The sequence below is a fragment of the Anaerovibrio lipolyticus LB2005 genome (assembly GCF_000621545.1).
Taxonomy (GTDB): domain Bacteria; phylum Bacillota; class Negativicutes; order Selenomonadales; family Selenomonadaceae; genus Anaerovibrio; species Anaerovibrio lipolyticus_A.
On the sequence record NZ_JHYA01000003.1, the window covers coordinates 112,372 to 124,741 of the forward strand.

Here is a 12,370-nt window from a genome sequence, read left to right on the forward strand (position 1 = left end):
TCCTTCTACTATAACGAGCTTTAAGATGTCCCCCACCTCTTTAGGTGGGGAAAACAAACTACAACAGCTGGCGAGCATATCTCCCAGCTCGTTGAAACGCTAATTGGAAGATTTTTCTTCTAAAGAAGAAAAATTTGAACAATGGCGTTATAATCACTCATTATCTCTTTTTGTCTAACTGATATAGTATAACAGAATTTCATCACATTGCAAATTAATTCATATCAAATATGAATGACAATTTCAAACATCAAAATAAAAAAATCCATAAAAATTATTAGCTACAAACGATAATAAAACAGCATAGATTGTGATATAATACTATAGAAAAAGGAGGGTTTTATTTGAATGATTTAACTATTCGCCAAAAGCTATATATGGTATTTGGTTTGTTGCTGCTTATTATCACTGCAACCAACCTCTTTTCCGGGTATAGTTTAAACAGCATTAACAATGGTGCCATGCGAATTGCTACAGAACATCTTAATGGTGTTATGGCTGCATCCAATAGTAACCAGACCTTGACCGACTACCGTCAGGGTGAATATGGCATTTTCACAGCAACTACTCTGCCAAATAGGATTTATGCCATGCAGCAGACCAAAAAACTGGGGGATCAGCTGGACATTGCCTTTAAGGATATTGAACCAACCCTTACTGGTGATAATGCAGCCCGCTTTCAGACCATTGTCAGCAACTGGCAGACCTATCGGAAAAACTCCGAAGCTATGATTAATCTGATTTCAGAGGGCAAGCAGGCTGAAGCTGCTGTTATGCTGGATAAATCAAAGCAGGACTATCAGGTTATCAGCAACGACCTTACAACTCTTCTGGATGCACAGAAGGATTTTATCCACGCTGAAACAGCAGATGCAGAAGCTAAGTATGCTGCTACCAGAAATACTTTAATCTTTACTTTCATAATAATCCTTGTTCTGTCCGCATTTATGGGCTGGTATCTCAGCTCCACTATTCAGAAGTCTATCACCTATCTGATGAATATCTCCAGGGAGATTGCTGGTGGTAATCTGACAGTGGATGTTTCTGCCAAAACCAACGACGAATTCGGTGAGCTGACAAATTCCTATAAGGATACAGTTCATAATCTCCGTACCCTTATTGGACATATTCATAAAACAGCGCAGGACGTTTCCGGATTTGCCAAGCAGCTTACGGAAAATGCTGAACAGTCTGCCCAGGCAACCAATCAGGTGGCTATGTCCATCACCAATGTGGCAGCCAATGCCAACATGCAGGAAAGTGCCGTAACCAATTCCTCAAATGATATTAACCTACTGGCTGAAAATCTTGAGGGCTTTGCAAATAAGGCTTCTGCCTCCAACGAGGCTGCCCATAATGTGCAGGACATTGCCAGCCATGGTGCAGAATCCATTGCCGACGCAGTCCGCCAGATGGAAGAAATCTCTGAGGCAGTTATCAAATCTGCTGAAGTTATCAAACAGCTGGCTGAACGCTCCAACGAAATTGGCACCATCAGTGATACCATTGCCAGTATTGCGTCCCAGACAAATCTGCTGGCTCTGAATGCTGCTATCGAGGCAGCTCGTGCCGGTGAAGCTGGCCGTGGCTTTGCGGTAGTAGCTGAGGAGGTTCGCAAGCTGGCTGAGGAATCCAACACCGCCGCTTTGCGTATAGCAGACCTGATTTCCGATATCCAGAAGGATACAGATCATGCTGTTAACCGTATGAATCGTGGCACCGAGGTTGTTAAGGCTGGTCAGGAGGTTGTCACCAACGCCGGTGATGCCTTCAATCAGATTGTCAGCGCTGTTGAGAACCTGGCAGAGCATTCCCGTGATATTCTTAACGAGGCCACCAGCTCCTCCTCCAACGCCGCTAACCTTGTTAGCAACATGGCTGCACTGGAAAAGACTGGCAGGGAAGTGGCCACTGAAACCGAATCCGTATCTGCAGCTACTGAAGAACAGGCAGCTTCTATGGACGAAATCGCCAATGCCAGCCGCAAGATGGCAGAGCTCTCTGTTGACCTGCAGAATGCTACTGACAAATTTAAGATTTGATTGTCAAAAGGAGAGAATATTAAGTGAAAAAAATAATCGCTTTAGCATCACTTTTACTTCTTGTAGCAGCCTTTCTGGTTAGCGGATGCGGTTCTGACAACGGTTCCAACAAGAAAGTTGCTATAAGCTTTGCCAATTCATCTGCCAGCTGGCAGAAAAACGGCAACAATGTTAAGGAAGATCTGGAAAAAGAGGGCTTTCAGGTAGATTTGCAGTTTGCTGATACAGAGGATCAGCAGATTGAACAGATTAAAAAGATGATTCAGGACCATCCTGGCTGCCTCGTTATTGGCGCAGTAAATGGTGAAAAGCTCACCGAGGTTTTAAAAGACGCAAAGGCTGAAAACATTCCTGTCATTGCCTATGACCGCCTGATTATGAACACTGATGCCGTATCCTACTATGCTTCCTTCGATAATGAGGCTGTTGGTAAAGCCATGAGTGAATATCTGGTGGCAGCCCTTAACCTCAAATCCGGTGCTGGTCCTTACAATATTGAGGTATTTGCCGGCGATCCAAAGGATAACAATGCTCACATGTTCTTTACCGGTTCCATGGAGGTGCTTAAGCCATACTTCGATAATGGTCAGCTTGTGAGCCGCAGTAATGAAACCAGCTTCGAGCAGGCTGCCACCAAGGATTGGGACGGCAAGAATGCTCAGGCCCGCATGGACAAGCTCATCAGCACCTACTACTCCGATGGTAATCTGGCAGCTGTACTTGCTCCAAATGACGGCTGTGCCGCTGGCATCCGTGCTTCCTTACAGGCAAATTTCCATGGTGCATGGCCACTTATCACTGGACAGGATGCCGAAGCCAGTGCCATTGAGGCCATCCGCTCCGGTACCCAGGCTATTACCATTTATAAATCCTCAGATGACCTTAATACCAAGTGTATCCGCATGATTAAGGCCGTAGTTGAGGGAACTCAGCCTGCCATCAACGACAAAACCACCTACAATAATGGTGTTATGACGGTTCCGGCTTATTTGTGTATTCCAATGATAATCGATAAGGACAACACAAATCTCGTAAAATAATAATCTGTTTTGTACGTAGAAAACGCCTTGACTCAAGTTTTGATATTGAGTCAAGGCGTTTTAAGTTTGTCATTGCTGTTTATTTTTGGAATCAGTCGCTGGCAACAGTATTTTCAATAGCCACATACTTCAACATGATATGACCGCTGGTTCTGTTGGTAGCCAATGGTACATTGTGAACATCACAAAGTCTGAGCAGAGCGTTAATATCAGGCTCGTGAGGCTGAGAGGTAAGCGGATCGCGAAGGAAGATTACATAATCAACCTCGCCAGTTGCAACCTTTGCACCAATCTGCTGGTCACCGCCCAGAGGACCAGACATCATGGTCTCAACATCTATACCAAACTTTTCCTTGATTCTGGTACCAGTGGTATTGGTAGCAATCAAGTGGCAGCCCTTCAGTAAATCAATATGCTGCTCTACAAATTCCAGCATTTCTTCCTTTTTCTTATCATGAGCAATCAGTGCAATAGTCTGCATTAAAATCGACCTCTTTTCTTTTTTCTTTTCCTATTATCGTACATCATGAAATATACCATTAATGAGTGAAAAAAACCTGTAAAAGTCAGATTTTATTCCCAACTTTGATTATACATCAGTTACAGCCTATTTAACACTGTTTTTTAACTCAATTCATCTTGAAATTCTCAACAGACTTCAGCATATCCTTGGCCATTTCAGCAAGTACACCACTGGAGCTTTCAATCTCGCTCATGGTAGCAGTCAGCTCTTCACTGGCAGCAGATACGCTCTCCGCCTCGGAGGAAACTGAGGAGCTCTTTACAGCCACTGACTGGATAGCTTCACCAATGGTTTTGGTATTTTCATTCAGGGCATTAACAATATTGTTCATTTCCTGAGACTCTTCCACTACCTTGCGAACCATTTCTGCAATTTCATTAAAGCTGGCACCGGAATCCTGTACCACCTTGGTACCAGATTCTACCCGATCTACACCCTCCTGCATTACAGCAACAGCCTTCTGGCTCTTGTCCTGAATGGAGGTAATCAGACCAGCAATTTCACCAGCGGACTCACTGGACTGCTCTGCCAGCTTTCTAACTTCATCAGCTACAACGGCAAAGCCACGACCATGCTCTCCTGCACGGGCCGCCTCAATAGCTGCATTAAGTGCCAGCAAATTGGTCTGGGCAGCAATGGAGGAAATAGTATCAACAATCTTGCCAATGCGATCAGATTCCTCACCCAATTCGGTGATTACATCTGCAGACTGCATTACAGAGGTCTGAATCAGCTTCATTTGCTCTACTGCCCCGTCAACTGTCTTTGCCTCAGCCACAGCCTTGTCCTGGGTGACCTTGACAACCTCACTGGAATGCTGAATGGTATTTACAAAGTTCATCATGTGTCTTCCCAAGGTCTCCACCTGACCGTTGGCAGTCTCAATTTCAGTAAACTGCTCTGAACAGTTGCCTGCCACATTTACCATGGAATTGGCCACAGAATTGGAAACCTCTGCAGACTGGCTGGCATTGGTATTAAGCTGTCCGGCGGAATCAGTAACCTGCTGGGCAGTGGCCATAACCTTTTTCATCATATTACTGATGTTGGACTGCAAAGTACGCATAGCCTGACGCATTTCACCGATCTCATCATTGGAATCATAGCGTGCATCATCACTGCTATCAGTGCGGAAATCACCGGTAGCAAAAACCTTCAGTCTATCAGTAACGCTAATGATAGGCTGGATAATTTTATTTGCGAATACATAACCTATAAAGATGAACAGGATCTGCAATACAAGTACGAAGGCGCCCATCTTGATAAGGCCGGACCATAATGCAGCATTAGCTTCTTCTTCCTGATGAGCCACCATGGAATCGATATAATCAATCCATACACCAGTACCCAAAACCCACTGATAAGGAGCAAAGGCTACAGTATAGTTACGCTTTGGAAGCGGAGTGTCCTCACCTGGCTTGGCAAACATCAGGTCAGTAAAGCCGCCACCTTCCTTGCGGCCATTTTTAATCATTTCCTCAATAAAGCGGGTACCATTTGGATCTACGGAATTTATACGGCTCTTTCCTTCGGTTGGACGGCCCAAAAGAACCACGTTAACACCTTCATAGGTATCAATCCAGAAATAGCCTGCACCATTATCATAGCGCATAGCTCTCACCCGATCCGCAGCCTCCTTTTTGGCCTGCTCTTCAGTAAGGGTTCCGTTCTGCTGAAGACTATATACATAATTAATAACAGAAACAGCACTTTCAGTCTGATCCTTAAGCTGTTTCTCAATATCCCGGGTCAGGGTCTCCCTATAGGTTTCTACCTGTCGCTTGGATTCATCCACCATACTATAGACCATCATAACGCCAATACATAAAGTAGTCAGCAATGATATGGCCACTACGACAAAAATCACTTTGTTTTTTAGTGACATCTTCATAAGACTTCCCCCTCTTGCATTTCCATAGGAATACTCATCCTACATCACAAAATAATCGCAATCTCTTATAATGACTTATGTTTTCTACATTCCCCGTGAAAATCCTTCTTTTTTATTTATAATTTCACACTTTTCCTATAATTTTTATTGATTATTCATAAAATATCATCCTGTCTGTTGTTTGACAAATTATTCGGAATACATCAATTGAACAAACTCTCAAGCCAATATGAAAACTTTGCCTCAGCCGATAAAATAAGCAAATTAGAGATAATATTTGCAAAATTGTGTAGATTTATTGTATCAAATTTTATATAATGGTCTTATAAATTTAACGAATTTTTACAGGCGACTAAAATTTAACAGCGAGGAGAATTAGTGTTATGGATGATATAAAGGAGGACAGCGGAAAAACGCTGGTCGAACTCACAACGGACAGGATTATTGACTATATCACTTCCAGACAGCTGAAGCCTGGTGACAAGGTTCCCACCGAAGCAGAGTTTCTTGACAGGTTTGCTGTAAGCCGTGGCACTTTGCGCGAGGCATTTAAGGTTTTGATTGCCCGCAACATCCTGGAAAGCCGTCAAGGGGCCGGCACCTTCATTTCCGAAAAGCAGGGTATTCCAGATGATCCACTAGGGCTCACCTTCATTTATGATGATCAGATGCTGGCATTGGATATGATTGACCTTCGACTGATGATTGAGCCAAAGGCCGCTCAGCTGGCTGCTGTAAATGCTACTGAGGAACAGAAGCAGGCTCTTATTGATATGATGAAGGTCCTTGAGGACCGCATCAGCAGGGGTGAATCTTATGTGGCCGAGGACGGCAAATTTCATCAGCTTATTGCTGAATCCACCGGAAACAGGATTATTGGAAACCTTACCTATATTCTCTTTTCTTCCATTGAAAAGAATATTGCACTGACACTTAACAATCTCAGTGTATCCAATACTCTCTATTATCATCGTCGCATTTTAAAGGCTATTCTGGAAGGCAAGATTTTCGACGCATACAACGCCATGACCAACCATCTTAGCCTGATTCGCGAATATATGTTAAAAGCCAGCGAGGAAGCACAAAATAAAGCAGAGGAGCAGAGCTAAGCTCAATCTATATGACTTTCCAAATTCCATTTAATTTCAACAACGTTATATTCGCACAAAATATTATCACCGGCATAGGTTATATGCCGGTGAATTTCCACTTTCCAGGGGTGAATCCCCATACGGATAGCTGTATCAGCTTTGGTGTAAAAAAATTCAACAGCTTCTCTGCCATAGAAGAACAGGTCATCCTTTTCTATGACGATGGAGATATGAAAGCCCCTAATAAAGGCTTTCTCCTTACTACCAAAGGCATGCACATCCTTGGCTACCCTTGGTTTATTCCCATGGAACGATTAATTGGCAGCAATATTCAGCTTACCAAGTCCCAGTTTGGCTTTGATTTGACAATGTATTATCCTGAGGGAGTCTCTCCGGTATCAGATACCTATAAGATATATGTGCCAAACGATATGCTGATTCCTGTACTGCGCATGGTAATGAAACAATTAGCGTCTGATGAGCCCATGGCTCCCGTGTTCAAGGAAAGACGCATAAAAAAATTCTGTACCAGCTGCGGCACCAAGCTGCTTCCAGGAGCGAAATTCTGCCAAAACTGTGGTATCAAGCTGTACGAATAATAAAAACAGTAAAAAATTAAGAGGTCGGCTACAATGATACGCCAACCTCTTTTTTAGTTTGTCTATTTTTATTAACCTATTTGTACTTTCCCCACCAGCTCGGATACATGGCTGAGGTTATGTTTTTCCAGATATGCGTTGATGCCTTCGGCTACGCGGACTACTGCGTCTGGATGAACGAAGTTTTCGGCACCTACGGCAACGGTTGATGCACCAGCCAACAGGAACTCGATGGCATCCTCAGCAGTGGCAATACCGCCCAAGCCTAAAATAGGGATATTCACCGCCTGGGCCACCTGATAAACCATGCGTACAGCAATGGGCTTAACTGCAGGGCCTGAAAGTCCCCCGGTTACATTGCCCAAAAGTGGCTTCCATGTATTGATATCAATCACCATGCCAGTAAGGGTATTAATCAAAGCCAAGGCATCTGCACCGGCTTCCTCAACGGCCTTGGCCATAACGGTGATATCAGTAACATTAGGTGACAGTTTAACAATAACGGGCTTGCTGGTATGGGTCTTCACCTCTTTGGTTACAGCCGCCGCAGCCTTGGGATCTGTGCCAAAGACTATTCCACCTTCCTTAACATTCGGGCAGGAAATATTGACCTCAATACCATCAACACCATCCACATCCAGCTTCTCAGCCATTATGCCATAGTCCTCCACGGAGCTGCCGGAGAAATTGGCAATAAAGGCAGTGTTAGGGGCTTCCTTTCGTACCTTTGGAAGGATATCCCTTAAAAATACATCAATACCGGGATTTTCCAGCCCGATACAATTCAGCATACCAGATGGAGTTTCTGCAATACGCACCCCTTCATTACCAGCCCTTGGCAATGGGGTCAGTCCCTTGGAAATGATGGCACCCACCTGATCCAAATCTAGGAAATCGCTGTATTCAACGCCAAAGCCGAAGGTTCCGGAGGCTCCCATAACAGGGGTAGCCATTCTGATACCGGCAAAATCAGTTGCCAATCTTGTTAAATTCATCAGCCAAATACCTCCTCTGCATCAAACACAGGCCCATCACCGCATACCTTCCAGCGCTTGCCGCTCTTACCCTCAAAGGTACAGCCAAGACACACCCCAAAGCCACAGGCCATGCGTTTTTCCAGAGAAACCTCACATTCAATGCCCTGCTTTATTGCCAGCTCAGCAATGCCCTTCATCATAATGGTAGGACCACAAACCTTGATATGCTTAATGTCCGGGTATTCCTTCAGTATGTCGGGAATGGCATCAATGGCAAAGCCCTTGCGGCCGTAAGAGCCATCATCTGTGGTATATACCAGCTTTTCAGCAAAATTCTCTACGAAATCGCTCCAAAACAGCTCCTTGTGATTGCGTACTCCCAAAAGAATAACAGGCTTAGGGCCATCCAGCTCCTTGCTCAAATGACGGGCAGTATAAATAATAGGGGCAATGCCTACGCCCCCGCCAATAAGGAGAGTTCTGCCTTCATTTTTAAAGGAAAATCCGTTGCCCAAAGGGCCCTCCACACTGATAGGTGCCCCGTCATCCAGCTGAGCCAGCTCCTGGGTTCCCTTACCAGCCTTACGGTATATAAGAAGCAACAGCCCCTGCTCTTTGTCCACATCGGCTACACCAAAGGGACGGCGCAGATAGGTACTGCCCATTTCATTTTTTATCATAACGAACTGGCCTGGCTTTGCCACAGATACAATATCTGGACACTCCAGTACCAGGGCATTAACATCGGCGGATAATTCCCAGTTGGAAACAATATTGCCTATTTCCACCAGTTTTTTGGTTTCATTCATTTCGCAATCACCTCATCTAATTATTAAACCATATTACCAGCTATTTTGCCACCTTATATAATACCTTCTGCAATAAGTCATCTTTAAAGGAAAAGCTGCCCGGAAATGAGCAGCTTTTATAGTGTAAAATAACCTTATTTTAACATTGTTTAATTATATTAGAACTTGATGTTGGCGCCAACAAGGAAGGTACGGCCCTGATTTGGATAGAAATTATTGTATGCGCCTCTAGGTATAGTTAAATATCTCTGATTAGTCAGATTATTTACCTTAAAGTAAATATCAACATTTTCTGTTGCCGCATAGGAAGTGTTGAAATCCCAAATTGCATAGCCACGACTATCATATCCCTGAGCACTATCATCGAGGCCACTACCAAAACGCCCCATAAGATTGGCCTTCCAACGGTCACAGTTATAATGAATTCCCAAACGGTAGCCATTTGGCTCATAGTAAGCAAATTTAATATCATTTGTCTCGCTAGCAATATATGAATATCCTACTTCATAGGACCACCGATCAGACAAAGCACCATTTAAAGAGATATTAATTCCGTGCTTCTTTTCTCTATCAAGATTGCGAGCAGCCCAAGTCTTTGGTGCAATTTGAGGCCACGCAATAACATTACTCAAATTACTCCAAAAATAATTTATATCAAGAACCGCTTTTTCAGAAAACTCATGGGTAACGCCAACAGTTTCCACATGACCAGATTCTGGTTTTAAATCTGGATTACCCTGCATAACAAATCCCCATTCATCCTCCGTATAATAGAACAAATCATCAGCAGTAGGAGCCTTAAATACACGGCCCCAAGAAGCGTACATTCTAGTTTGTTTAGTTGGCTGATAGTTAAGAGCTGCCTTAGGTGACCAATGGGTTCCAAACATACTGTGGTGATCCATACGAACCCCTGGTATAAATGTCCACTTATCATCTAGCTTTATTGTATCCTGCACAAACAGAGCCTGTGTTGTTATATTCTTTCCCTCATAATTTTTTGCCGTATTACTTGAAGAACTCTGATGCCACTCTGCACCAGCTACTACCTTATGATTCTTGCCTAACTGCCAACCATTCTGATATTCCAAACTATGACTATGGGTATCAAATTCTCCACCCCAGTCAACAGTTTTATAGTTAACAGCATAGCGCAAGAAACCCGGCACAGGCTGATCTTCCTTAAAATTGTAGGTTAATGAACCATAATTATAATTATATTTTTGACGGCCTGGAGCATTGTTCAGTACCCCCATATCCTCTTGCTTATGATTGTACATCAATTGCAAGGAATTATTAGAATCGAACGACTTACCAACCTTAAATGAAAAGCTATTATTACTATAATCACTATTGCCCATACGGGTGCTAACGCCATCGTTACCTCTGTATTTAAAATAGCTGCGCTTCTGAAGGCCAGCAGTTACAAACCAGTTCCAATCCCCATCACTACCCTGATTAGTCAGCTCATAGTTATGGGTACCAAAAGAACCAGTATTGATATCTAAAGTAGTTTCCAGCTTACTGCCCTTCTTGGTGATAATGTTTACCACACCACCTACAGCATCACTGCCGTAAAGGGCAGAACCTGCGCCCTTTACCACTTCAATGCGCTCAATATTCTTTACGGAAGGAATCATCCCCAAGTCTACACTGGCACGGCCCATGGAACCCTGATCATTATTAAGACGCTGACCATCAATCATAACTACAACTCGCTGATCGCCATTTATAACGACCTCCTGATTCCCATTAGAACCTCCATTATTTACAACTACACCATTAACATGCTGTAAAGCCTCAGCCACATCGCTATAATGATTGTCCTCAATCTGCTGGGCAGTTATTACAGTCACATCTGCAGGAGTGCTCATAATAGATGATGGCATACGCTCCGCCGTAACTACCACATCCACAATATCATCATCCTGGGCCACAGCTTCAGCCTGGCACACTGCCGTACCAGAGTACAGCATACCCAAAGCCAAAGAGGCCAACACCAGTTTCTTCAAATCCCTTTGCATTACATATTCCTCCTATTACCTCTCAACAGCAGACAGATGTTGTTGTGGCTCCAGCTTAAACTTGTCACCATATACCCGATAGGCAATCTCCTGAACCGCAAAAACAAAATCCTGTGAGCAATTATATATATAACCCTCATCTGGCATCAGCAGGGCACCATTTTTAATGGCTTTCATCCCCTGTAGCCCCGGGTCATTTATGTATTCAGACCGGATACGGTTGATATCCACCTCTCCATGATTGTTATAGGATGGCAGAAACAAAAAATCCGGATTTATAGCCACCATTTTTTCCTTGGTCATCACCTGTCCATTTTGGATACCCGCAGCAGCAGCACCATTTACTACCCCCGCCAGCTGACAGGCCTCATCAAAGGCACAGCCCGCACCGCCGTAATCCTTCATAAGGGATATGAGCAATACGCTTTTTCGCTCTGACTGAGGAATTTCTGCCACCTTGGCCTTGATTTCCCCCAGCTTTTCATCCATCTTCTTTAGCAAAATATCTCCGCGTTGGGATTCCCCCACCGCCTGAGCCAGTAAGGTAATGGTTTCCTTTATATCCTGCAAATTCTTTGGGCCCTTGCAGACCACAACCGGAATTCCAAGATCCCGCAGGGCTGCTACTCTGGACAAATCTCCCCAATCCGGTTCTATTACCAAATCCGGCTGAAGAGCAGCTATCTCCTCAACAGATGGATATTTTATCTTAGTAGGCACTTGCTTTCCCAACTCCACCATATTGGAGCTGGATGGGTCATCCAGCAGGCTATTAACTGCCACCATGCGCTCTGGCTCCACCAGACCAAGCATCATTTCATCGGTGCTCATGGACATGGTTAATATTCTCTTAGGCTTGGCAGGAACGGTAACAGTAGTGCCCTGAATATCTGTTACTGTATAGGACCCCGAAATATCAGCTTTTTCTCCCTCTGGCTTACAGCCTACTAAAGAAATAAGTACCAGCAATAAAATAAATATATAATTCCATCTGACAAATTTGCCCATTATAATCTCTCCCAAAGCAATATAAAAACCGCCCCAATGAAAAAAGGACGGCTAAAAATCTTGCTAATCCCCTTCCCATCTCTCGTAGGTCAAACGGTGATTGTTAATTAGGCAGTTCTCCTGGCTCCGGATCATGGCTCCTCTGCTCCTTCCCAGGTTTCCCCAGTGGCATTAACTGCAGATTCGCTTCCCGATACAGTGGCGTGACCGCGCCGGCATCTAACCGGCTTTTCTATTAAGTCTTGCGACACCTAACCCTTTATTCTGTTGTTTTCAAATACATTCCTCATGGTATCATCAGACGAATTTATTGTCAATGCAAAATATAATTAACAATTATATATCATAAAATATTATTTTATTTTG

10 protein-coding genes and 1 riboswitch are annotated in these 12,370 nt (G+C 43.8%); of the genes, 4 read left to right on the forward strand and 6 right to left on the reverse strand.

Annotated elements, in window-relative coordinates:
- Nucleotides 1-344: 344 nt before the first annotated feature.
- The gene (locus T355_RS13435; protein ID WP_051555358.1) at nt 345-2,042 is read left to right on the forward strand and encodes a methyl-accepting chemotaxis protein; all 1,698 of its coding nucleotides are present in this window, start codon (nt 345-347) and stop codon (nt 2,040-2,042) included.
- A 23-nt stretch (nt 2,043-2,065) separates the two neighbouring features.
- On the forward strand, nt 2,066-3,082 hold the full coding sequence (locus tag T355_RS13440) for a sugar-binding protein (RefSeq protein ID WP_051555359.1): 1,017 nt from the start codon (nt 2,066-2,068) through the stop codon (nt 3,080-3,082).
- A 91-nt stretch (nt 3,083-3,173) separates the two neighbouring features.
- Here T355_RS13440 and T355_RS0103630 read toward each other — a convergent pair whose 3' ends face one another.
- Together T355_RS0103630 and T355_RS0103635 are read right to left on the reverse strand one after the other, a co-directional pair.
- Nucleotides 3,174-3,563 (reverse strand): methylglyoxal synthase, encoded by a 390-nt coding sequence (locus T355_RS0103630; RefSeq protein ID WP_027396563.1) that lies wholly within the window; start codon nt 3,561-3,563, stop codon nt 3,174-3,176.
- A 148-nt stretch (nt 3,564-3,711) separates the two neighbouring features.
- Complete coding sequence (locus tag T355_RS0103635) at nt 3,712-5,496, reverse strand: methyl-accepting chemotaxis protein (RefSeq protein WP_027396564.1); 1,785 nt, start codon at nt 5,494-5,496, stop codon at nt 3,712-3,714.
- A gap of 383 nt (nt 5,497-5,879) precedes the next feature.
- Between T355_RS0103635 and T355_RS13445 the strand changes: the two genes are divergently transcribed.
- Both T355_RS13445 and T355_RS0103645 read left to right on the forward strand, forming a co-directional pair.
- Nucleotides 5,880-6,605 (forward strand): FadR/GntR family transcriptional regulator, encoded by a 726-nt coding sequence (locus T355_RS13445; RefSeq protein ID WP_037329772.1) that lies wholly within the window; start codon nt 5,880-5,882, stop codon nt 6,603-6,605.
- A gap of 89 nt (nt 6,606-6,694) precedes the next feature.
- Complete coding sequence (locus T355_RS0103645; RefSeq protein ID WP_197019547.1) at nt 6,695-7,186, forward strand: zinc ribbon domain-containing protein; 492 nt, start codon at nt 6,695-6,697, stop codon at nt 7,184-7,186.
- A gap of 71 nt (nt 7,187-7,257) precedes the next feature.
- On the opposite strand, the gene T355_RS0103650 is transcribed toward T355_RS0103645, so the two are convergent.
- The 4 genes from T355_RS0103650 to T355_RS0103665 all read right to left on the reverse strand — a co-directional run bounded on the left by T355_RS0103650 (nt 7,258) and on the right by T355_RS0103665 (nt 12,004).
- Entirely contained in the window at nt 7,258-8,181 is a 924-nt protein-coding gene (locus T355_RS0103650; protein WP_027396566.1) for a dihydroorotate dehydrogenase, read from the reverse strand.
- Entirely contained in the window at nt 8,181-8,972 is a 792-nt protein-coding gene (locus tag T355_RS0103655; protein WP_037329773.1) for a dihydroorotate dehydrogenase electron transfer subunit, read from the reverse strand. The genes T355_RS0103650 and T355_RS0103655 overlap by 1 nt, the downstream gene beginning before the upstream one ends.
- Before the next feature lie 158 nt (nt 8,973-9,130).
- Complete coding sequence (locus T355_RS0103660) at nt 9,131-10,996, reverse strand: TonB-dependent receptor plug domain-containing protein (RefSeq protein WP_027396568.1); 1,866 nt, start codon at nt 10,994-10,996, stop codon at nt 9,131-9,133.
- A 15-nt stretch (nt 10,997-11,011) separates the two neighbouring features.
- Complete coding sequence (locus tag T355_RS0103665; RefSeq protein ID WP_027396569.1) at nt 11,012-12,004, reverse strand: ABC transporter substrate-binding protein; 993 nt, start codon at nt 12,002-12,004, stop codon at nt 11,012-11,014.
- A gap of 92 nt (nt 12,005-12,096) precedes the next feature.
- Nucleotides 12,097-12,274: riboswitch (cobalamin riboswitch) on the reverse strand.
- Nucleotides 12,275-12,370: the final 96 nt, after the last annotated feature.

What these genes read in the sequence shown, in the direction of transcription:
- T355_RS0103630 (WP_027396563.1), bottom strand. Translation starts at nt 3,563, where the DNA reads ATGCAGACTATTGCACTGATTGCTCATGATAAGAAAAAGGAAGAAATG.
- T355_RS0103635 (WP_027396564.1), bottom strand. Translation starts at nt 5,496, where the DNA reads ATGAAGATGTCACTAAAAAACAAAGTGATTTTTGTCGTAGTGGCCATA.
- T355_RS13445 (WP_037329772.1), top strand. Translation starts at nt 5,880, where the DNA reads ATGGATGATATAAAGGAGGACAGCGGAAAAACGCTGGTCGAACTCACA.
- T355_RS0103650 (WP_027396566.1), bottom strand. Translation starts at nt 8,181, where the DNA reads ATGAATTTAACAAGATTGGCAACTGATTTTGCCGGTATCAGAATGGCT.
- T355_RS0103655 (WP_037329773.1), bottom strand. Translation starts at nt 8,972, where the DNA reads ATGAATGAAACCAAAAAACTGGTGGAAATAGGCAATATTGTTTCCAAC.
- T355_RS0103660 (WP_027396568.1), bottom strand. Translation starts at nt 10,996, where the DNA reads ATGCAAAGGGATTTGAAGAAACTGGTGTTGGCCTCTTTGGCTTTGGGT.
- T355_RS0103665 (WP_027396569.1), bottom strand. Translation starts at nt 12,004, where the DNA reads ATGGGCAAATTTGTCAGATGGAATTATATATTTATTTTATTGCTGGTA.